The 22,029-nt window shown below is 67.4% G+C and carries 18 protein-coding genes; 12 read left to right on the top strand and 6 right to left on the bottom strand.

The features are described from left to right. Positions 1-3 precede the first annotated feature (3 nt). Positions 4-1,107, top strand: a complete 1,104-nt coding sequence (locus tag ACTJLF_RS21460) for an aldose epimerase family protein (RefSeq protein WP_440883887.1) — start codon at positions 4-6, stop codon at positions 1,105-1,107. Positions 1,108-1,119: 12 nt separating this feature from the next. Here the strand turns inward: ACTJLF_RS21460 and ACTJLF_RS21455 are convergent, their stop codons facing one another. The 4 genes from ACTJLF_RS21455 to ACTJLF_RS21440 form a co-directional block, all read right to left on the bottom strand. Beyond that, positions 1,120-2,982 carry an ATP-binding response regulator gene (locus ACTJLF_RS21455; RefSeq protein ID WP_440883886.1) on the bottom strand — a complete coding sequence of 621 codons (1,863 nt, stop codon included), beginning with the start codon at positions 2,980-2,982 and terminating at the stop codon, positions 1,120-1,122. A 37-nt stretch (positions 2,983-3,019) separates the two neighbouring features. Further along, positions 3,020-4,102 (bottom strand): hypothetical protein, encoded by a 1,083-nt coding sequence (locus ACTJLF_RS21450; protein WP_440883885.1) that lies wholly within the window; start codon positions 4,100-4,102, stop codon positions 3,020-3,022. A gap of 284 nt (positions 4,103-4,386) precedes the next feature. Continuing rightward, complete coding sequence (locus ACTJLF_RS21445) at positions 4,387-5,514, bottom strand: 3-deoxy-7-phosphoheptulonate synthase (protein ID WP_019654547.1); 1,128 nt, start codon at positions 5,512-5,514, stop codon at positions 4,387-4,389. Positions 5,515-5,585: 71 nt separating this feature from the next. Beyond that, complete coding sequence (locus ACTJLF_RS21440; RefSeq protein ID WP_440883884.1) at positions 5,586-6,518, bottom strand: SMP-30/gluconolactonase/LRE family protein; 933 nt, start codon at positions 6,516-6,518, stop codon at positions 5,586-5,588. A 139-nt stretch (positions 6,519-6,657) separates the two neighbouring features. Between ACTJLF_RS21440 and ACTJLF_RS21435 the strand changes: the two genes are divergently transcribed. Continuing rightward, positions 6,658-7,431: an SDR family NAD(P)-dependent oxidoreductase gene (locus ACTJLF_RS21435; RefSeq protein ID WP_132752286.1), complete on the top strand. Its 774-nt coding sequence runs from the start codon at positions 6,658-6,660 to the stop codon at positions 7,429-7,431. Between the two features lie 67 nt (positions 7,432-7,498). Here the strand turns inward: ACTJLF_RS21435 and ACTJLF_RS21430 are convergent, their stop codons facing one another. Then, positions 7,499-8,464 carry a LysR family transcriptional regulator gene (locus tag ACTJLF_RS21430; protein ID WP_026346361.1) on the bottom strand — a complete coding sequence of 322 codons (966 nt, stop codon included), beginning with the start codon at positions 8,462-8,464 and terminating at the stop codon, positions 7,499-7,501. A gap of 155 nt (positions 8,465-8,619) precedes the next feature. Here ACTJLF_RS21430 and ACTJLF_RS21425 point away from each other — a divergent pair, with 155 nt between their 5' ends. The 10 genes from ACTJLF_RS21425 (at position 8,620) to ACTJLF_RS21380 (ending at position 21,557) form a co-directional block, all read left to right on the top strand. After that, the gene (locus tag ACTJLF_RS21425) at positions 8,620-10,074 is read left to right on the top strand and encodes an aldehyde dehydrogenase family protein (protein ID WP_019654543.1); all 1,455 of its coding nucleotides are present in this window, start codon (positions 8,620-8,622) and stop codon (positions 10,072-10,074) included. A gap of 77 nt (positions 10,075-10,151) precedes the next feature. After that, positions 10,152-11,117: an ABC transporter substrate-binding protein gene (locus ACTJLF_RS21420; protein ID WP_019654542.1), complete on the top strand. Its 966-nt coding sequence runs from the start codon at positions 10,152-10,154 to the stop codon at positions 11,115-11,117. 138 nt (positions 11,118-11,255) lie between these two features. Further along, positions 11,256-12,326: a multiple monosaccharide ABC transporter substrate-binding protein gene (gene chvE, locus ACTJLF_RS21415; protein WP_132752287.1), complete on the top strand. Its 1,071-nt coding sequence runs from the start codon at positions 11,256-11,258 to the stop codon at positions 12,324-12,326. A gap of 38 nt (positions 12,327-12,364) precedes the next feature. Beyond that, positions 12,365-13,894 carry a multiple monosaccharide ABC transporter ATP-binding protein gene (mmsA, locus tag ACTJLF_RS21410; RefSeq protein WP_126182880.1) on the top strand — a complete coding sequence of 510 codons (1,530 nt, stop codon included), beginning with the start codon at positions 12,365-12,367 and terminating at the stop codon, positions 13,892-13,894. Further along, on the top strand, positions 13,881-15,098 hold the full coding sequence (gene mmsB, locus ACTJLF_RS21405; protein ID WP_440883883.1) for a multiple monosaccharide ABC transporter permease: 1,218 nt from the start codon (positions 13,881-13,883) through the stop codon (positions 15,096-15,098). Before mmsA ends, mmsB begins: the two co-directional genes overlap by 14 nt. A 10-nt stretch (positions 15,099-15,108) precedes the next feature. Continuing rightward, complete coding sequence (locus tag ACTJLF_RS21400) at positions 15,109-16,629, top strand: sugar ABC transporter ATP-binding protein (RefSeq protein ID WP_132752288.1); 1,521 nt, start codon at positions 15,109-15,111, stop codon at positions 16,627-16,629. Between the two features lie 139 nt (positions 16,630-16,768). Then, entirely contained in the window at positions 16,769-17,803 is a 1,035-nt protein-coding gene (locus tag ACTJLF_RS21395; protein ID WP_132752289.1) for an ABC transporter permease, read from the top strand. Next, complete coding sequence (gene yjfF / locus ACTJLF_RS21390; protein WP_126182604.1) at positions 17,800-18,834, top strand: galactofuranose ABC transporter, permease protein YjfF; 1,035 nt, start codon at positions 17,800-17,802, stop codon at positions 18,832-18,834. The genes ACTJLF_RS21395 and yjfF overlap by 4 nt, the downstream gene beginning before the upstream one ends. A gap of 40 nt (positions 18,835-18,874) precedes the next feature. After that, positions 18,875-20,623: an IlvD/Edd family dehydratase gene (locus tag ACTJLF_RS21385; protein WP_132752290.1), complete on the top strand. Its 1,749-nt coding sequence runs from the start codon at positions 18,875-18,877 to the stop codon at positions 20,621-20,623. A gap of 16 nt (positions 20,624-20,639) precedes the next feature. Beyond that, positions 20,640-21,557, top strand: coding sequence for a dihydrodipicolinate synthase family protein (locus tag ACTJLF_RS21380; protein ID WP_132752291.1), 918 nt, complete (start codon positions 20,640-20,642; stop codon positions 21,555-21,557). Between the two features lie 80 nt (positions 21,558-21,637). On the opposite strand, the gene ACTJLF_RS21375 is transcribed toward ACTJLF_RS21380, so the two are convergent. After that, positions 21,638-21,934 (bottom strand): hypothetical protein, encoded by a 297-nt coding sequence (locus ACTJLF_RS21375; RefSeq protein WP_019654533.1) that lies wholly within the window; start codon positions 21,932-21,934, stop codon positions 21,638-21,640. Positions 21,935-22,029: the final 95 nt, after the last annotated feature.

Raw genomic sequence — 22,029 nt, 5'->3', positions numbered from 1 at the left:
CACATGAGCAATCGAGAACAGAAAAGCAGCATCGCATCGCGCGAGTACGGCCGCATGCCCGACGGCCGCGTGGTCACCGAGTACACCCTCGACAACGGCCTCGGGCTGAGCCTGAGCGCCATCAACGTCGGCGGCATCGTCACCGCGCTGCGCGTGCCCGACCGGCACGGGCGCAGCGGCAGCGTGGTGCTGGGCCTGCCCTCGCTGGCCGACTACCTCGGGCCGCATCCGCACCTGGGAACCATCGTCGGGCGCTACGCGAACCGCATCGCGGGCGGGCGCTTCACGCTCGACGGCAGGGTGCATCAGCTGGGCCTGAACGACGGCCCCAACTCGCTGCACGGCGGCGCTGCGGGCTTCGGCAAGCGCTACTGGGAGATCGAGCCGCTTCCGGCGCAGCAGGCAGGCGCCGACGGCATCGCCCTCGAACTGCGCTACACCAGCGCCGACGGCGAGGAGGGCTATCCGGGCGAAGTGCGGCTCACGGTGCGCTACACGCTGAGCACCAGCGCGAACACCTGGCGCATCGACTACAGCGCCGTCGCCGACAGCCCCACCGTGCTGAACCTGAGCCACCACGACTACTTCAACCTCGCGGGCAGCGGCTCGGTGATGGACCATCGACTGATGCTTCCCGCGAGCCGCTACTGCCCCGTGGACGAGACGCTGATCCCGCTGGGTACCGCCGACGTGGCCGGCACTCCCTTCGACTTCCGCACCGCGACGCACATCGGCGAGCGCATCCGCGAGGGCCACGAGCAGCTGATGCGCGCCCATGGCTACGACCACAACTGGGTGCTCGATCGCACCGGTGCCGCCGGTGCCGCACAGGGCCTCGCGCTCGCGGCCCGGCTGGAGCACGATGCCTCGGGCCGCGTGATGGAGGTGCACACCAGCGAGCCGGGCGTGCAGTTCTACTCGGGCAACTTCCTCGACGGCAGCCTCTTAGGCAGTGCGGGCGCGAGCATCAGGCAGGGCGACGGGCTGTGCCTGGAGACGCAGCACTTCCCCGATTCGCCGAACCGGCCGGAGTTTCCGTCGACGGTGCTGCGGCCCGGCGAACGCTTCCACAGCGCGACCGAGCACCGGTTCGGATTGCTGGGCTGACGCGGCGGCCGGTCAGGCCCGCTCTCTCGCCTCGCTGCGGATGATCTGGTGCAGCGTGCGCAGCAGCACCTCGGGCTGCACCGGCTTGAACATCACCACCAGGCCGCTGGCATAGGCCGCGCGCACGCGCTCGGGGTCGGTGTCGCCCGTGACGAGGATGGTGGGCACGCGGCGGCCCGCGAGCTGGCGCAGTTCGGCGGTGGCCTGGATGCCGTCCTGCGGATCGGCCAGCCGGAAGTCGACGATGAAGGCGTCGAAGCCCTCGGGCGTGGCCCGCACCTGCGCGCAGGCATCGGCCAGTCGGCTGGTGATCTCGATGCGCTCGCAATAGGGCGCGAGCCACATGCGCACGGCTTCGCCAACGGGCTGCTCGTCGTCCAGCAGCAGCACGCGTGGGGGCACGAGCGGGGTTTCCGTCGTGTCGGCACTGGCAGTGTCCGGGGCGGCCGCCGGGGCGAGGGCCAGCGGCGCCGGGGCCGCCGGCGGCCTGCGCGGCAGGTCGACCCAGAACACGCTGCCGCGGTCCTGCTGCGAGCGCACGCCGATCTCGCCGCTGAGCAGGTCGACCAGCCGCTTGACGATCGCCAGCCCGATGCCCAGCCCGCGCGCGACGTCGCGCTGCGGGTTGTCGACCTGGTAGAACTCGTCGAACACGTGCGGCAGGTGCTCGGGCGCGATGCCCAGGCCCGTGTCCCACACGGCCAGCCGCAGGCGGTCGCCGCGCGGCCGGGCGCTCACGAGGATGCCGCCGCTTCGGGTGTACTTGAGCGCGTTGTCCACGAAGTTGGTCAGCACGCGCAGCAGCAGGTCGGGGTCGGTCTGCAGCCATTCGGGTGCGGTGTGGAAGCGCAGCGAGAGGCCCGCCTGCTGGGCGCGGGGCTCGAAGAGCTGCGCGAGCCGCAGGAACAGCGGGTCCACCGCGATCTCCGTCGGCCGGGGCACCACGGTGCCCGCGTCGATCTTGGAGATGTCGAGCATCGCATTGAGCAGGCCGCTGACCGCATCGGTCGCCTGCACCACGCGGCCGGCCACGGGGGCCAGCGGGTGCTCGGCGAGGTCGCGCTCCAGCGAGCGCGAGAACAGCGCCAGCGCATGCACCGGCTGGCGCAGGTCATGGCTGGCCGAGGCGAAGAAGCGGCTGCGCTCGCGATTCAGGCGCTGCAGCTCGAAGGACTGGCGCATCAGCTGTTCGCTCAGCAGCTCCTTGTCGATCTGGTCCGAGAGGCTGCGCCGGATGAGCTGGTGCTGCGACAGCGCATAGCGCGCCATCGAGCCGCCGAAGAGCAGGCCGACCACGCAGGCGAACCAGCCGTCGGTGCCGCCCATCCACGCGAAGCGCGTCACCACGCCCAGCGTGAGCGGAACGGTGACCACCGGCACCATCGCGCGCCAGGTGGCGATCACCGGCACCGAGCCCATCAGCACGGCGAACATGCCCAGCAGCAGGATCAGGATGCGCGAGGGCGACTCGGTGCCGGGTGGCATCAGGGCCCAGGGCGCCAGCGTCCACATGGCCATGTAGGTGCCCAGCGGCAGCATGAAGCGCCATGCGCCGTCGGGTTGGCGCAGGGTGAATTCGGGTTCGGGATAGAGGCGCGCGTTCCAGCGCATGAACAGCAGCCGCAGGCCGAGCAGCGCGCAGGTCGCGATGCCCCAGGTCAGCGCGCCGATGCCTCGCGTCATCCAGAAGAACACGGCCGCCATCGCGATGGCGGCCGCAAGCGCCGTCAGCACCGTGGGCGGGCCCATCACGAACATGCGCCGCAGCAGGCGTTCGCGGACCAGCTGGGCATGGGAGTCGGCGATGCCGGGCGGGGCGTCGGTGCCCGCGATCGTGCCGTCCGCCACGGAGGAGGTTGAGCCCTGCGTACTCATGGGCGGCAGTGTAAGGGGGCGGTGTGTGCCCTCCGGGTCAATAGAGGCTGTAGTGGTAGTCGTAGCTGCGCATCCACAGCCGCGGCTTTCGAGGCTCGTCGAAGCTCAGCTGCAGGAGATTGCGCGGGTGCGCCGTGTCGATCAGCAACTGCTTTTCGCTTTCGGGGGAGGCGGCCTGCGAAAGGGCGAAGCGCTTGAACACGCTGGTCAGGGCGGCTTGCGCGGTCTGCGGCCTGTAGTCGTCGTCCAGCAGCAGTTCGGGCTCGGCGATGCGCTCCTGATGCAGCCAGTACCAGACGCCCTCGTTGGGCGTCGCGGGCTGCGCGCCGGGGTTGCCATGGTCGCCCGTGGTGTTGGGCGGCTCATCGGCGATCACGCCCTCAGGGTCCCAGGCCAGCGCGCCAAGGCCGTCGCCGATTTCGACGAACACCGCCACGCTGCGGCGGTAGCGGGCGAGCACGGGCGGCGGCAGCAGCTCGTCGAGGCTGGGCGCTCCTCCATCGCCGCTGCTGTAGCCCCCGAGTCCGAGCAGCAGGCCCGCAGCCGTCTGCAGGTCGTGGGGCTGCAGGAAGTACGAATTCCCGATCTCGATGTGGATCTCTGACAGCACCTCGCGCAGCGGCGAGGGCAGCGAGGTGCCCAGGCGGGCTTCGGCTTCGAGCAGGGCGGCTTCGGCCGTGGTGCCGACAGGCAGGGTGGTCGCGCCGAGTTCCACCAATGGGGAGAGATCGGCAAAGGCGCGGATCCGGTCGACCAGGGGTTTGCCTTGGTCGTAGAGAGGATGGGAGAGCCGGGCCATGTCGAGCACGGACCAGCGCCTCTTGAACGAAGCGGATTTCCCTTGCGTGTCGACGTGCGAGCCGCGCAGTTCGAGCTGCTGGAGTCCTGCAGGCAGGTCGAACGCGACGGCGGGATGCTTCTTCAGGCCGGGCAGCGCGGACGTGTGCTCCAGCCGGGCGATGGCCCTGCCATCTGCAAGCACGTCGGCATGTACCTGCTCGCCGACCTGCAGCCAGGGGTGGATGCCTGCCCGACCCTTCACCGCCCCCTGGGACGGCGTGGTCTTCGTGAAGATTCTGGAGAAGAGATTGCCGAGGGCAGAAGATGGAGTCGCTGGCATGTTCGATGTCTGTATGTCGCCTCCGCAGTCGATGCGCAGGTGCCGTGAAGCGGGACGCAGAGTATCGTTTCACGAAACTTCCCCATGCACTTCACTTCGACTTCACCGGCCGGGGGCACACTGCGTCCCGACAGCGGTTCGGCGCTGGTAGAGGCAAAAAAAGGGAGGGGGGAACAACACCGCTCAGGGACCGCCTCGATGCCAGCCGCTGTCGCCATTCACCCGGCGTGTTCAAGGCCCTCGAGCCTTGAACACCGCCACAACCACTCGAGCTCCCGTTCTCCTCAGGCCGTCGGCGACAGGCGCCGCCGCGCCTTGACGGCCGATGCCAGTCCTTCGAGCACAGGCACCGTCTGCGCGAAGCCGATGCAGGCGTCGGTGATCGACACGCCGTGCTTCAGCGGCACGCCGGGCTTCAGGTCCTGCCGTCCTTCTTCCAGGTGGCTCTCGATCATCACGCCGGTGATGCGGCGCTCGCCGGCGGTGATCTGCGCCGCCACGTCCTCGGCCACCACGATCTGGCGCTGGTGCTGCTTGCTGCTGTTGCCGTGCGAGACGTCGATCATCACCTGCGGGCGCAGGCCGTTGGCCAGCAGCGCCTCGCAGCTGGCGGCGACGTCGGCGGCCGAGTAGTTGGGCGCCTTGCCTCCGCGCAGGATCACGTGGCAGTCGTCGTTGCCGCGGGTTTCGAAGATCGCGGACATGCCCATCTTGGTCATGCCCATGAAGGCGTGCGGCGCGCGGGCCGCGAGGATGGCGTCGGCCGCGACCTTCACGCTGCCGTCGGTGCCGTTCTTGAAGCCCACGGGGCAGCTCAGGCCCGAGGCCAGCTGCCGGTGGCTCTGGCTCTCGGTGGTGCGCGCGCCGATGGCGCCCCAGGCGATCAGGTCGGCGATGAACTGCGGGCTCAGCAGGTCGAGGAACTCGGTGCCGGTCGGCAGGCCCAGCGTGGTCAGCTCCAGCAGCAGGCGGCGCGCGCGCTCCAGTCCTTCGTTGATCGCGAAGCTGCCGTCCAGGTGCGGGTCGTTGATGTAGCCCTTCCAGCCTACGGTGGTGCGCGGCTTCTCGAAGTAGGCGCGCATCACGATGAGCAGGTCGTCCTGCAGCGAATCGGCGACCTTCTTCAGGCGCTGTGCGTATTCGATGGCCTGGTCGTGGTCATGGATGGAGCAGGGGCCGACCACCACCACCAGCCGGTCGTCGCGCCCGTGCAGCACGTCGGCGATCTCCGCGCGGCTGCGCTCGACCAGCGCCAGCGTGTTGTCGCGAACCGGCACGCGCTCCTGCAGCAGCGCGGGCGTGATGAGCGGCCGCACCGCGCCGATGCGCACGTCGTCGATGCGCGTGGTGTCGAGCGTGCTGTCGCGGGAGCCGATTTCGGCATCGTGGAGGGGGTCGTCGAGGCGGGGCATGGTCGTTGTTGCGGTTTCCGGTGGATGCCTCGATTGTCCCCTCGACGTGGCCCGGCCTTTCCGGAAGCTGCTCAGCCCGCGAACAGCGCAGCCGGCACGCCCGGGCTGTCGATGCGCACCCTGAAGAGCCCACCCGCCAGCGGTTCGGCCGCTTCCTGCTCGGGCGTGAGGCCGTTGCGTGCGGTCGTGATGTAGAGCGTGCGCAGGTCGGCGTCGCCGAAGGCGCAGTCGGTGACGTGGCTCGCGGGTATGGCGATGCGGCACAGCTCGGCCGCGCTCACCGGGTCGTGGCAGGTGACGCAGGAGCCGCCCCAGTGCGCGATCCACAGGCGGCCTGCGGCATCGGTGGTCATGCCGTCGGGCAGTCCGTCGGGCTTGGGGAAGCGGTGCCACACGCGGCGGTTCGACACGGTGCCTGCTTCCATGTCGAAGTCGTAGGCGTACAGGTTGTTGAGTACCGTGTTGTTGAAGTACATGGTGCGGCCGTCGGCCGACCAGGTCGGGCCGTTGGTCACTTCGAAGCCGTCGTCGTGCTTCGCGCAGCGGCCGTCGGCGTCGTAGCTGTAGAGCGCGCCGGTGGGGGCCTTGCAGTCGAAGTCCATGCTGCCGGCCCAGAAGCGGCCGCGCGCGTCGCACTTGCCGTCGTTGAAGCGGTTGCCGGTGCGTTCGGGCTCTGGCTGGTGCAGGTAGCGCGGCTTCGCCTCGTCGCCGGGCGCGGTGGTGTCGACGAGCGCGAAGCCGCGGCGCAGCGTGACGAAGAGGCCGGGCGCCGATGCGCGCTCGGCGATGGCGGTGATCTCCTCGTCGAAGTGCCAGGTGCGCTGCGCGCCGGTGGCCGGGTCGTAGCGGAAGAGGCGCGGCGTGAGGATGTCGATCCAATACAGCGCCTGCTCGCGCTGCGACCACATGGTGCCTTCGCCAAGGTTGGCGCCGGCGGGCCAGATGCATTCGGCCTGGCCGATGACGGAAGGAGAGGGAACGGGGCTGATTGTCTCTTTGCTCATTGGTCTTCTTTCCTGTTCGTGTCTGTCTTCTTGACGCGGCGGATCGTATCAAGGCATATTGATAACCGAAATCGAAAATCACGGCATCGATTGATATCTGTATTGCAATATCTCTCGATGCCCATTCCGGAGACTTTTCTTGAATTCCCCCCAGCTTTCCATTCATCCGAGCCTGAAGGGCCGCACCGTGTTCGTCACCGGCGGAGGCAGCGGCATCGGCGCGGCGATCGTCACCGCTTTTGCGGAACAGGGTGCGCGCGTGGCCTTCGTCGACATCGCCGAAAGTGCCAGCGCGGCACTCGCGCGGCAGATCGAGGAGTCCGGCCATGCCGCGCCGTGGTGGCGCGCCTGCGACGTGCGCGACATCGCCGCGCTGCAGAAGGCCATCGCCGATGCGGCGGCCGAGTTCGGCGACTTCGCGGTGCTGGTCAACAACGTGGCGAGCGATGACCGCCACACGCTCGAATCGGTCACTCCCGAGTACTACGACAACCGCATGGCCATCAACGAGCGGCCCGCGCTCTTCGCCATCCAGTCGGTGGTGCCGGGCATGCGAAGGCTGGGTTTCGGGTCGGTGATCAACCTGGGCTCCACCGGCTGGCAGACCAAGGGCTCGGGCTATCCCTGCTACGCGATCGCGAAGTCGTCGGTGAACGGCCTCACCCGCGGCCTCGCGGTAGACCTGGGCCGCGACCGCATCCGCATCAACACCGTCTCGCCCGGCTGGGTGATGACCGAGCGGCAGGTCAAGCTGTGGCTCGACGACGAAGGCGAGCAGGCCCTCAAGCGCAACCAGTGCCTGCCCGACAAACTGATGCCGGAAGACATCGCCCGCATGGTGCTGTTCCTCGCGTCCGACGACTCGAAGATGTGCACGGCCCAGGAGTTCACCGTCGACGCCGGGTGGACCTGAGGTATCGGAAGAGATCGGACAGGCGTACGCGAAGGGCGCAAGGGCTGTCCGATCCCGCATCCGGAGATCAGTCGATCTCCATCTCCAGCTTGCGCCCGTAGACGCTGACGCTCGCCGTCTTCAGCGCCTTCATCATCACCTTCGCCGCCGGTGACAGAAGCCGGTCGGTGCGCGTGATGATGCCGAAGGCGTCCATGTGGCAGGGCATGTCCAGCGGCAGCAGCGACACGATGCCGTGCGAGGCGTAGTAGCGCGCCACGTCGGTCGCGAGCACCGCCACCATGTCGCTCTGCTGCAGCATGCGCGTGATGAAGAGCAGCGCCGGGCTCTCGATGGTGTTGGTGGGCGGAGCGAGGCCTTCCTCCTGGAACATGAGCTCGAAGCGGTGGCGCAGCACGCTGCCTGCGGGCGGCACGATCCAGCCGGCGCCCACCACGTCGCGCAGCGTGAGGCCGCTCACGCCCAGCAGCGGATGGCCGGGGCGCACCAGCGCGCACACGGGCTCCTCGCTGAGTGCCTCGTAGCGCAGCTGCGACTTGTCGTGCTCGGCGAAAAGGCGCGCCACCAGGATGTCGAGCTTGCCCTGCTCCAGCCGCTCGATCAGCACCGGGCTGGTCTCGATCTCCAGCGAGACGCGCAGGTCGGGGTGCTCGCGCTTCACCATCGCCACGGCCGGCGGCATCAGCGTGAGGCCGGGCGCGGTGATCGCGCCCACGCTCACTTGGCCGAAGCGTCCGGCCTTGAGCGCGGTGAGCTCGTCATGCGCCTGGTTCAGGCTCGCGAGGGCCACGCGGGCGTGGCGGATCATGGTCTCGCCGTACCAGGTCGGGCGCATGCCGCGCGGCAGGCGTTCGAACAGCGGCACCTCCAGCACGTCCTCCAGGTCTTTCAGCAGTTTGGAGGCCGCGGGCTGCGTCATGTTGAGCACCTGCGCCGCGCGATGGATGTTGCCCTCTTCCGACAGCGCCACGAGCAGCAGCAGCTGGCGGGTCTTGAGGCGGGCGCGGATGAACCAGTGGTTGTAGTTGGTCATGTCTCCGAAGGTCTTGTTCAAACAAAGGACTGATCGGGTTTTCCAGAATCCGGCGATCGATATCTATTTTGCTCAAAAAACGATTGGATCGATATCAAATCTGTTCCTAGACTTCGGACACTCCAATAACAAAAGAGACAAGGTCCAGGCCTGCGGTGATCCACGGCGAGCTTCATCAGAACGTGCGGCAGTACATCAACGGCCGCTGGGAAACCAGCGCGACCACCGGTGTAAGCGCCAATCCCTCGGACACCAGCGAGGTGGTGGCCGAGTACGCACGTGCCGATCGCCGCCAGGCGGAGGCGGCCATCCGCGCCGCCACCGAGGCCTTTCCCCACTGGAGCCACAGCACGCCGCAGCGGCGCGCCGACGTGCTCGACCGCATCGGCACCGAGCTGCTCGCGCGCAAGGACGACCTGGGCATGCTGCTGGCGCGCGAGGAGGGCAAGACGCTGACGGAGGCGGTGGCCGAGGTGGCCCGCGCCGGCCAGATCTTCAAGTTCTTCGCCGGAGAAGCACTGCGCGGCGGTGGCGGCGAGAACGTGGCCTCGGTTCGCGCGGGGGTGCAGGTCGACGTCACGCGCGAGCCGGTGGGCGTGGTGGGCCTCATCACCCCGTGGAACTCGCCCTTCGTGGTGCCCGCATGGAAGATCGCGCCCGCGCTGGCCCACGGCAACAGCGTGGTGTTCAAGCCGGCCGAGCTGGTGTCGGGCTGCGGCTGGGCGCTGGCCGAGATCATCAGCCGCGCCGCATTGCCGGCCGGCGCATTCAACCTGGTGATGGGCAGCGGCCGCGAAGCGGGGCAGGCGCTGGTCGACAGCCCGCTGGTCGATGCTCTGAGCTTCACGGGCTCCATGGCCAACGGCGAGCGCATCCTGCAGGCTGCGGCCGCTCGCCGCGCCAAGGTGCAGCTGGAGACCGGCGGCAAGAACGCGCTGGTGGTGCTGGCCGATGCCGACCTCGACCGCGCCGTCGATTGCGCGGTGCAGGGCGCGTATTTCTCCGCCGGCCAGCGCTGCACGGCCTCGAGCCGGCTCATCGTCGAGTCGGCGGTGCACGACGCCTTCGTGGCGAAGCTGCGCCAGCGGCTGAAGACGCTGAAGATCGGCCACGCGCTGGAGCGCGGCGTCGACATCGGCCCCGTCGTCGACGAAGAGCGCCTCGCGCAGGACCTCGCCTGGGTCGACACCGCACGCGAAGAGGGCGCCGAGCACGTGTGGGGCGGCGAGGCGCTGGAGCGCGCCACCACCGGCCACTACATGAGCCCCGCGCTCTTCCTCGCGAAGCCCTCGCACCGCATCGCGCGCGAGGAGATATTCGGCCCGCTGGCCTGCGTGCTGCGCGCCGACGACTACGACGAGGCGCTCGCGCTGTGCAACGACACGCCATTCGGCCTGTGCGCCGGCATCTGCACCAATTCGCTGAAGCACGCGATGCATTTCAGGCGCCATGCCGTGGTCGGCATGACCATGGTCAATCTGCCGACCGCGGGGGTGGACTTCCACGTGCCCTTCGGCGGCCGCAAGGGGTCGGGCTACGGGCCGCGCGAACAAGGGCGCCACGCCGCGGAGTTCTACACGACGGTCAAGACCGGCTACATGCTGGCCTGAGCCGGATGGGGTTTCAGTACGTCAACAGCCAACGCCGACAGGCAAATCCTCGGAAACATCAAGAAGGAGACATTCCCATGACCATGAATCGCCGCACCCTCAACACCGCCCTGGCTGCCGCCGCGCTCGGCGGACTGCTGCCCGCTTCCGTGCTCGCGCAGAAGAAGCTGGTGCTCGGCTTCGCGCAGGTTGGCGCCGAGAGCGAATGGCGCACCGCCAACACCGAGTCGATCAAGTCGTCCGCCAAGGACGCCGGCATCGAGCTCAAGTTCTCCGACGCGCAGCAGAAGCAGGAGAACCAGATCAAGGCCATCCGTTCGTACATCGCCCAGAAGGTGGACGTGATCGCCTTCTCGCCGGTGGTCGAGTCGGGCTGGGAGACCGTGCTGCGCGAGGCCAAGGCCGCGAAGATTCCGGTGGTGCTGACCGACCGCTCCGTCAACACCAAGGACGACTCGCTCTACGTGACCTTCATGGGCTCCGACTTCACCGAGGAAGGCCGCAAGGCCGGCCGCTGGCTGGTGGAGAAGATGAAGGACCAGAAGGGCGACGTGAACATCGTCGAGCTGCAGGGCACCGTGGGCTCGGCACCGGCCATCGACCGCAAGAAGGGCTTCGAGGAAATCATCAAGGCCGACCCGAAGTTCAAGATCATCCGCTCGCAGACCGGCGACTTCACGCGCGCCAAGGGCAAGGAGGTGATGGAGGCCTTCCTGAAGGCCGAGGGCAAGAAGATCAACGTGCTCTACGCGCACAACGACGACATGGCCATCGGCGCCATCCAGGCCATCGAGGAAGCCGGCCTGAAGCCCGCGAAGGACATCGTGATCATCTCCATCGACGGCGTGAAGGGCGCCTTCGAGGCCATGATCGCCGGCAAGCTCAACGTGTCGGTTGAGTGCAGCCCGCTGCTCGGCCCGCAGCTGATGCAGGCGGTGAAGGACATCAAGGACGGCAAGACGCTGCCCAAGCGCATCGTGACGGTCGAGAGCATCTTCCCCATGGAAGTCGCAGCCAAAGAGTTTCCCAACCGGAAGTATTGAGTACTCCCCCAGGCTGCGCGGCACTTCGTGTCCGCTTCGCCAACCCCCTCGCCGGGGGCAACACCTGCGGCCCGGCGAAGCCGGTTCCCCGGTGTTCCTGGAAAAGATATAGCACCCATCGAAAAAAACGGATCGAACATGAAACGCAACTTCCTCAAGGCATCGCTCGCAGGCGTCGCGCTGGCCATCGTCGGCTTCTCGCCGCTGGCCAGCGCGCAGGACAAGGGCCTGATCGCCATTTCCATGCCCACCAAGTCGTCGGCGCGATGGATCGCGGACGGCGCCAACATGGTCAAGTACTTCAAGGACAAGGGCTACAAGACCGACCTGCAGTACGCCGAAGACGACATCCCCAACCAGCTCGCGCAGATCGAGAACATGGTGACCAAGGGCTCGAAGGTGCTGGTCATCGCCGCCATCGACGGGACCACGCTGTCGGACGTGCTGCAGAAGGCGGCCGACAAGGGCGTGAAGGTCATCGCCTACGACCGGCTCATCAAGGGCTCGAAGAACGTCGACTACTACGCCACCTTCGACAACTTCCAGGTGGGTGTGCTGCAGGCGCAGTCGATCGAGAAGTCGCTCGACCTGAAGGGCGGCAAGGGTCCGTTCAACATCGAGCTCTTCGGCGGCTCGCCCGACGACAACAACGCCTTCTTCTTCTACAACGGCGCGATGTCGGTGCTCGACCCCTACATCAAGGGCGGCAAGCTGGTGGTGCGCAGCAAGCAGATGGGCATGGACAAGGTCGGCACGCTGCGCTGGGACGGCGCCGTGGCGCAGGCGCGCATGGACAACCTGCTGTCGGCCTTCTACACCAAGGACCGCGTCGATGCGGTGCTGTCGCCGTACGACGGCCTTTCGATCGGCATCCTGTCGTCGCTCAAGGGCGTGGGCTACGGCTCGGCCTCGCAGCCGATGCCGGTGGTCACGGGGCAGGACGCGGAGATTCCTTCGATCAAGTCGATCCTGCGCAAGGAGCAGACCTCCACCGTGTTCAAGGACACGCGCGAGCTGGCCAAGGTGACGGTGGCGATGGTGGACGCGATGCTCTCGGGCAAGACGCCCGAGGTGAACGACACCAAGACCTACAACAACGGCATCAAGGTCGTGCCCTCGTACCTGCTCAAGCCCGTGAGCGTGGATGCGTCGAACTGGAAGCAGGTGCTGGTCGACAGCGGCTACTACAAGGAAAGCCAGATCAAGTGAGCGTGCACGGTCGCACTGCCGATGCCGCCATCCTGGAGATGCGCGGCATCACGAAGACGTTTCCCGGCGTGAAGGCGCTGAGCAACGTCAACCTCAGCGTGCGCGCGGGGGAGATCCACGCGGTGGTCGGGGAGAACGGCGCGGGCAAGTCGACGCTCATGAAGGTATTGAGCGGCGTCTACCCGTGCGACTCCTACACCGGCGAGATCTTCTTCGAGGGCGAGGAGCGCCGCTTCAGGGGCATCGCCGACAGCGAGAAGCTCGGCATCATCATCATCCACCAGGAGCTGGCGCTGGTGCCGCTGCTGTCCATCGCCGAGAACATCTTCCTCGGCAACGAGCTTGCCAACGGCGCCGGCGTGATCGACTGGTTCGCCGCCTATGCGAAGACGCGCGAGCTGCTCGCCAAGGTGGGCCTGAAGGAGCCGCCCACCACGCTGGTGACCGACCTGGGCGTGGGCAAGCAGCAGCTCGTCGAGATAGCGAAGGCGCTGGCCAAGGAGGTGAAGCTGCTGATCCTCGACGAGCCCACCGCCAGCCTCAACGAGAACGACAGCGACGCGCTGCTGATGCTGCTGCTGGAGCTCAAGCGCCAGGGCATCGCGTCGATCCTCATCTCGCACAAGCTCAACGAGATCGCCAAGGTGGCCGACGCCATCACCGTGCTGCGCGACGGCGCGACCGTGGAGACCATGGACTGCCGCGGCCAGCCGATCAGCGAGGACCGCATCATCCGCGGCATGGTGGGACGCGACATGGCGCACCGCTATCCGCAGCGCGACCCTAAGATCGGCAGCACCGTGTTCGAGGTGCGCGACTGGCGCGTGCACCACGCGCTGCACGCCGACCGCGAGCAGATCAAGGGCGTGAGCCTGAACGTGCGCCAGGGCGAGATCGTCGGCATCGCGGGCCTCATGGGCGCGGGCCGAACCGAGCTGGCGATGAGCATCTTCGGCCGCTCCTACGGCCAGCGCATCAGCGGCTCTGTGTTCATGCACGGCAAGCCGGTGGACGTGAGCACGGTGCGCAAGGCCATCGACCATGGCATCGCCTACGTCACCGAAGACCGCAAGGGCCTCGGGCTGGTGCTGGAGGAAGACATCCGCAAGAACATCAGCCTCGCGAACCTCGATGCGATCGCCGACAGATCGGTGATCGACCACGGGCGCGAGTTCAAGGTGGCCAACGAGTACCGCAAGGCGCTCAACATCCGCTGCTCGGGCATCGAGCAGCTGGTGGTCAACCTCTCGGGCGGCAACCAGCAGAAGGTGGTGCTGAGCAAGTGGCTCTTCACGAAGCCCGAACTGCTGATCCTCGACGAGCCCACGCGCGGCATCGACGTGGGCGCCAAGTACGAGATCTACACCATCATCGACAGGCTTGCCAGCGAGGGCAAGGGCATTCTCATGATTTCTTCCGAACTGCCGGAGCTGCTCGGCATGTGCGACCGCATCTACGTGATGAACGAGGGGCGCTTCGTCGCCGAGTTTCCGGCTGCAGAAGCCTCGCAGGAGCGCATCATGCATGCCATCGTGAGTTCAGGGAGTTCCGTCCATGTCGCATCCTGAAGTCAACGTGGCGAAGCCGGCAGTGCCGGCGCAGGAAGGAGCCGCGGCGCGGCTGCACGCGGGGTTCCTGAAGAACAACCTGCGCGAGTACGGCATGCTGATCTCGCTGGTCGCGATCATGGTGCTGTTCCAGGTGCTGACCGACGGCACGCTGCTGCGGCCGCTCAACCTCACCAACCTGCTGCTGCAGAACAGCTACGTGGTCATCATGGCGCTGGGCATGCTGCTGGTGATCGTGGCGGGGCACATCGACCTGTCGGTGGGCTCGGTGTGCGGCTTCATCGGCGCGCTGGCTGCGGTGCTGATGGTGGAGTACGACTGGCATTTCGTGCCGACGGCACTGGTGAGCATCCTCGCGGGCGCGGTCATCGGCGCGGCGCAGGGCTGGTTCGTGGCCTTTCGCAAGATCCCGTCGTTCATCGTCACGCTCGCGGGCATGCTGGTGTTCAAGGGGCTGACGCTGGCGCTGCTGGCGGGGCAGTCGGTGGGGCCGTTCCCGGTGGAATTCCAGCGGCTGAGCTCGGGCTTCATTCCCGACCCGCTGGGCGGCGACACCTTCCGCACCACCTCGCTGATCGTGGGCGCGCTGGCCGCCGTGGCGCTGGTGTTCTTCAAGATGCGCGGGCGCGCCAAGCTGGCGGCGCACGGCATGGAGCAGGAGCCCTACGCCTTCTTCCTGGTGAAGAACCTGTTCTTCGCGGCCATCATCCTGTTCTTCAGCTACCTGCTGTCGACCTACAAGGGCCTGCCCAACGTGCTGATCGTGATGGCGGTGCTGATCGTGGTGTACGACTTCGTCATCAACCGCACCACCGTCGGCCGGCGAATCTACGCGCTGGGCGGCAACGAGAAGGCGGCGCGCCTGTCTGGCGTGAAGACGCAGCGGCTCGCGTTCCTGACCTTCGTGAACATGGGCGCACTCGCGGCGCTGGCGGGCCTCGTGTTCGCGGCGCGGCTCAACACAGCCACGCCCAAGGCCGGCCTGGGCTTCGAGCTCGACGTGATCGCGGCCTGCTTCATCGGCGGCGCCTCCGCTTCGGGCGGGGTGGGCAAGGTGATGGGGGCGGTGATCGGCGCCTTCATCATGGGCGTGATGAACAACGGCATGTCGATCCTGGGCATCGGCATCGACTACCAGCAGGTCATCAAGGGACTGGTGCTGCTGGCCGCGGTGTTCATCGACGTCTACAACAAGAACAAGTGAAGCACGGCACATGGCAGACGCAAGCGCCAGCCCCGTTCTCCAGCTCAGGGGCATCCACAAGCAGTTCGGCGGCATCCCGGTGCTGCGCGACGTCCGGCTCGATCTTTATCCGGGCGAGATCCACGCGCTCATGGGGCAGAACGGCGCTGGCAAGTCGACGCTGATCAAGGTGCTTACGGGCGTGCTGCCGTCCAGCGGCGGCGAGATGCTGCTCGAAGGCAAGCCGATCCGCGCGCATTCGCCGCTGGAGGCGCAGAAGCTGGGCATCAGCACCGTCTACCAGGAAGTGAACCTGTGCCCGAACCTTTCGGTGGCGGAGAACGTGTTCGCCGGGCGCTATCCGCGCAAGGGCGCGGTGCAGGGCTTCCGCATCGACTGGGCCGCGGTGAACCGGCGCGCCGAGGAGCTGCTGGCGCGCATCGGGCTCGACATCGACGTGACCCGGCTGCTGTCGAGCTACTCGGTGGCGGTGCAGCAGATGGTGGCCATCGCGCGGGCGCTGGGCGTGTCTTCGAAGGTGCTGATCCTCGACGAGCCCACGTCCAGCCTCGACGACGACGAGGTCGAGAAGCTCTTCGACGTGCTGCGGCGGCTGCGCGCCGAGGGGTTGGCCATCGTCTTCGTGACGCACTTCCTCAACCAGATGTACGCGGTGTCGGACCGCATCACCGTGCTGCGCAACGGCGCATGGATCGGCGAGTGGAAGGCGGCCGATCTCGGGCCGCAGGCGCTGATCGCCGCGATGCTCGGGCGCGAGCTCGCTGCGCAGTCGGCGAGGCCGGCCGCGCTGCCTTCGTTCGACGAGGCCGCCCCCGCGCTGCTCCAGATCGAGGGCCTGGGGCAGGCGGGCCAGCTGCAGGCGACCGACCTGCGCGTGCGCGCGGGCGAGGTCGTCGGCATCGCGGGACTGCTCGGCGCCGGCCGCACCGAACTCGCACGGCTGCTGTTCGGACTGGAGACGCCGGACCGCGGCGTGCTCAAGGTCGACGGCCGCAGCCTCAGCTTCTCGAACCCGGCCGATGCGATCCGCGAAGGGCTGGCGCTGTGCCCCGAGGAGCGCAAGACGGACGGCATCGTCGCCGAGCTGTCGGTGCGCGAGAACATCGCGCTGGCGCTGCAGGCACGGCTGGGCACGAGGCGCTTTCTCTCGCATGCGGAGCAGACGGCGATGGCGGAGAAGTTCGTCGCGTCGCTCGGCATCAAGACCGCGAGCGTCGATACGCCGATCGGGCTGCTCTCGGGCGGCAACCAGCAGAAGGCCGTGATCGCGCGCTGGCTCGCGACCGAGCCGCGCCTGCTGATCCTCGACGAGCCCACGCGGGGCATCGACGTGGCGGCCAAGCAGGAGATCATGGAAGAGATCCTGCGGCTGGCGAAGGCCGGCATGGCGGTGATCTTCATTTCCTCGGAGATGAGCGAGGTGGTGCGCGTGGCGCATCGCATCGTGGTGCTGCGCGACAGGAAGAAGGTGGGCGAGCTGCCGGGCGGTTCGACCGAGGATGAGGTGTACGAAATGATTGCGGCAGCATGAAGTCCTTCCTGTTCTTCTCCCTCCCCTTCCGGGGGAGGGCTGGGGTGGGGGCAGACGGCCTTCACCTTCGCGCCGCGTTCGAGGCCGCATGCCCCCATCCCAGCCTTCCCCCAGAGGGGGAAGGAGCAAGGCAGAACACATGAACCGCCTTTCATCTCTCATGAGCCATCGCCTCGCGTGGCCCATCGTCACGCTGCTGCTCCTGCTGGCGGTGAACACCGCCTTCAACGCCAGCTTCCTGCACCTCGAATGGCGCGAAGGCCATCTCTACGGCAGCCTCGTCGACATCCTCAACCGCGCCGCGCCGCTGGTGCTGGTGTCGCTCGGCATGACCCTGGTGATCGCCACCCGCGGCATCGACATCTCGGTGGGCGCCGTGGTGGCCATCGCGGCGGCGCTCGCGGCCTGGATGATCGGCGGCTCGGTCTCCAGCGACACGAGCCGCTTTCCGATGCCGCTCGCGATCCTCGCGGCCATCGGCATCGCGCTGGTGTGCGGGCTGTGGAACGGCCTGCTGGTGGCGAAGGTGGGCATGCAGCCCATCATCGCGACGCTGATCCTGATGGTGGCGGGGCGCGGCATCGCGCAGCTGATCGCCGACGGGCAGATCATCACCATCTACTACAAGCCCTTCTTCTTCCTCGGCAGCGGCTACCTGCTGGGGCTGCCGTTCTCGCTGTTCATCGTGGCGGCCGTGTTCGTGCTGCTGTACCTGGCCATCACGCGCACGGCGCTGGGGCTCTTCATCCAGGCGGTGGGCATCAACCCGACGGCGGCGCGCGTGGCGGGCGTGCAGGCACGGCGGCTGATCGTCGGCGCCTATGCGTTCTGCGGCGCCTGCGCGGGCGTGGCGGGCTTGCTCATCAGCTCCAACGTCAAGAGCGCGGACGGCAACAACGCGGGCCAGCTCATCGAGCTCGACGCGATCCTGGCGGTGACGCTGGGCGGCACCGCGCTCACCGGCGGACGCTTCAGCCTCGTGGGCAGCGTGATCGGCGCGCTCATCATCCAGACGCTGACCTACGCGATCTACTCGCTGGGCGTGCCGCCGGAGATCAACCTGGTGGTGAAGGCGGGCGTGGTGTTCGTGGTAATGCTGCTGCAGTCGCCGGAGTTCAGGTCGCAGGTGCGCACGCTGGTGCAGCGGCCGGCGCATGAAGGAGCGAAGGCATGAGCGCGGTGATCGAGACTGCACGCCCGGCCCAGCCCGCTTCCGCAGACGGAAGGCGCGGCAGAGGGAGCCGGGGGCTCAATCCGAAATACCTGCCGCTGGCGGCGACCATCTCGCTGTTCGTGCTGGTGGCCACGCTGGGCTCGGTGTTCTACGACGGCTTCTTCTCGGCGCAGGTGTTCCTCAACCTGCTGATCGACAACGCCTTCCTCATCGTCGTGGCGGTGGGCATGACCTTCGTGATCCTCTCGGGCGGCATCGACCTCTCGGTGGGCTCGGTGATCGCGCTCACCACCATGGTGTCGGCCTCCCTGGTGGAGAAGCACGGCTGGAGCCCGGCCATCGTGATTCCGCTGGTGCTCGTCATGGGCACGGCATTCGGTGCCTTCATGGGGGTGCTCATCGAGCGCTTCAGGCTGCAGCCCTTCATCGTCACGCTGGCGGGCATGTTCCTGGCGCGGGGGCTTTGCTACCTCATCAGCATCGACTCGATCAGCATCACCAACGAGTTCTACTCCGAGGTCTCGCAGATCCGCATTCCGGTGTGGGGCGAGGCCTCGGTGTCGATCAGCGCGGTGATCGCCATCGTGGTGCTGCTGGCGGCGATCTTTCTCGCGCACTGCACCCCGTTCGGGCGTGCGGTGTATGCCATCGGCGGCAGCGAGCAGTCGGCGGTGCTGATGGGGCTGCCGGTGCGCCGCACCCTGATCGGCGTGTACACGCTCTCGGGCTTCTGCTCGGCGCTGGCGGGCGTGATCTTCACCTTCTACATGCTCTCGGGCTACGGCCTGCATGCGGTCGGGCTGGAGCTCGACGCGATCGCGGCGGTGGTGATCGGCGGCACGCTGCTGACCGGCGGCGTGGGCTACGTGGCGGGCACGCTCTTCGGCGTGCTGATGCTGGGCATCATCCAGACGCTCATCTCCTTCGACGGCACGCTGAGCTCGTGGTGGACGCGCATCGTTGTCGGCGCGCTGCTGTTCGTGTTCTGCCTGCTGCAGCGCTTCTTCACATCGCGCGCACCGCGGCGCTGACCTTCCTTTTTCTCCCCCTCTCTCCCTCAGGACAACTCGCATGCCGGACACCCCTCCGAAGAAACTGCGCTCGACCGAATGGTTCGGCTCGGCCGACAAGAACGGCTTCATGTACCGAAGCTGGATGAAGAACCAGGGCATCCCGGACCATGAATTCGATGGCCGCCCGATCATCGGCATCTGCAACACCTGGTCGGAGCTCACGCCCTGCAACGCGCACTTCCGCAAGATTGCCGAGCACGTGAAGCGCGGCATCTCGGAGGCCGGCGGCTTCCCGGTGGAGTTCCCGGTGTTCTCCAACGGCGAATCGAACCTGCGGCCCACCGCGATGCTCACGCGCAACCTCGCGAGCATGGACGTGGAAGAGGCCATCCGCGGCAACCCGGTCGATGCGGTGGTGCTGCTCACCGGCTGCGACAAGACCACGCCCGCGCTCCTGATGGGCGCCGCGAGCTGCGACATCCCGGCCATCGTGGTCACCGGCGGGCCGATGCTCAACGGCAAGCTCGAGGGCAAGAACATCGGCTCCGGCACGGCCGTGTGGCAGCTGCACGAATCGCTGAAGGCGGGCGAGATCAACCTGCACCAGTTCCTCTCGGCCGAAGGCGGCATGTCGCGCTCGGCGGGCACCTGCAACACCATGGGCACGGCCTCGACCATGGCCTGCATGGCCGAGGCGCTGGGCGCCTCGCTGCCGCACAACGCGGCGATCCCCGCGGTCGATGCGCGCCGCTACGTGCTCGCGCAGATGTCGGGCATGCGCGTGGTGGAGATGGCGAAGGAGGGGCTCACGCTGTCGAAAATCCTCACGCGCGAGGCCTTCGAGAATGCGATCCGCGTCAATGCGGCCATCGGCGGATCGACCAACGCGGTGATCCACCTGAAGGCGATCGCCGGGCGCATCGGCGTCGATCTGGAACTGGAGGACTGGACGCGCATCGGCAGCCACACGCCGACCATCGTCGACCTGATGCCCTCGGGCCGCTTCCTGATGGAGGAGTTCTATTACGCGGGCGGCCTGCCCGCGGTGCTGCGCCGCCTGGGCGAGGCCGGCCTGCTGCCGCACCCCGGCGCGCTCACGGTGAACGGCCAGTCGCTCTGGGACAACGTACGCGATGCGCCCAGTCTCGACGACGAGGTGATCCGTCCGCTCGACAGGCCGCTGATCGCCGACGGCGGCATCCGCATCCTGCGCGGCAACCTGTCGCCCCGCGGCGCGGTGCTCAAGCCCTCGGCGGCCTCGCCGGAGCTGCTGAAGCACCGCGGCCGTGCGGTGGTGTTCGAGAACCTGGAGCACTACAAGGAGCGCATCGTCGACGAAGACCTCGACGTCGACGCGAGCTGCGTGCTGGTGCTCAAGAACTGCGGCCCCAAGGGCTACCCCGGCATGGCCGAGGTCGGCAACATGGGGCTGCCGCCGAAGCTGCTGCGCCAGGGCATCAAGGACATGGTGCGCATCTCCGACGCGCGCATGAGCGGCACGGCCTACGGCACCGTGGTGCTGCACGTCGCGCCCGAGGCGGCCGACGGCGGGCCGCTGGCGGCGGTGCGCGACGGCGACTGGATCGAGCTCGACTGCGATGCCGGCCGCCTGCACCTCGACATCAGCGACGAGGAGCTCGCTTCGCGCCTGGCTTCGCTCACCGCGTCCGACAAGCAGCCGATGAGCACGCGCGGCGGCGGCTACCAGAAGCTCTACGTCAACCACGTGCTGCAGGCAGACGAAGGCTGCGACTTCGACTTCCTGGTCGGCTGCCGCGGCGCGGCCGTTCCCCGTCATTCACACTGATCCATCCCTCGACACCATGACCCCCAGATACCGCGGCATCTTCCCGGTGGTGCCCACCACCTTCACCGAACAGGGCGCGCTCGATCTCGAAAGCCAGAAGCGCTGCGTCGACTTCATGATCGACGCGGGCTCCGACGGGCTGTGCATCCTGGCGAACTTCTCGGAGCAGTTCGTGCTGTCGGACGAGGAGCGCGAGGTGCTCACCCGCACCATCCTCGAACACGTGAAGGGCCGCGTGCCGGTGATCGTGACCACCACGCACTACAGCACCAGGGTCTGCGCCGAACGCAGCCGCCGCGCGCAGGACATGGGCGCCGCGATGCTGATGGTGATGCCGCCCTATCACGGCGCGACCTTCCGCGTGCCCGAGCCGCAGATCTACGAGTTCTATGCGCGGCTGTCGGACGCGGTGGGCATCCCGATCATGATCCAGGACGCGCCGGCCAGCGGCACGGTGCTGTCGGCTCCGTTTCTTGCGCGCATGGCGAAGGAGATCGAGCAGGTGGCGTACTTCAAGATCGAGACGCCCGGTGCCGCGTCGAAGCTGCGGGAGCTGATCCGCCTCGGCGGCGATGCCATCGAAGGGCCGTGGGATGGCGAGGAAGCCATCACGCTGATGCCCGACCTCGATGCCGGTGCCACGGGATCGATGACGGGGGGCGGCTATCCGGACGGCATCCGCCCGATCATCGAGGCGCACCGCGCCGGCGACCGCGACAAGGCCTTCGCGCTCTACCAGCAGTGGCTGCCGCTCATCAACTACGAGAACCGCCAGGCCGGTCTGCTGGCGTGCAAGTCGCTGATGAAGGAAGGCGGTGTGATCGCCTGCGAGGCGCCGCGGCATCCGCTGCCGGCCATGCACCCCGACACTCGCGCTGGCCTGATCGAGACCGCGAAGCGGCTCGATCCGTTGGTGCTGCGCTGGGGGAAGTAGGCGAGGAAGAGAGGGGAGGAGCAGCGCGACGGCACTGCCGCGCTGCATGAAGAGAAAGCGAAAGAGAGGGCGAAGGCCTCTCAGGCCTCGGCTTCGCTGGGGTTCGCGCCTTTGGCGCCTTTCGCGTTCTCTTCGAGTTCGCTGACCTGCAGCGACAGGTCGAACAGCTTGGACTTGCTGGCGTAGTAGCGGTCGAGGCGCCACTCCTTCAGGATGTCCATCGCAAGCTGGAAGCTCTTGTAGTCGAGCTCGTAGAGGGTGATGAGTTCGAAGCTTCGTTCGGACTCCAGGGCCAGCACGAGCTGGGCCAGGATCTTGGCCGATTCGTTGGCCGGGTCCGTTTCGATGAATCGGCGAGCGACCTTGATGGCATTCATGAAAAAGAGTTCCTTGGTGGGCAGGGACCGGGAACTATAGCTAGCACATCTCAGGCTTTTGTGACAGAAATATGACAGTAGGGGCATCGCCATCC

The organism is Variovorax sp. 22077, from assembly GCF_052044195.1.
GTDB classification, from domain to species: domain Bacteria; phylum Pseudomonadota; class Gammaproteobacteria; order Burkholderiales; family Burkholderiaceae_C; genus Variovorax; species Variovorax atrisoli.
This window is presented reverse-complemented; position numbering and strand designations above follow the sequence as displayed.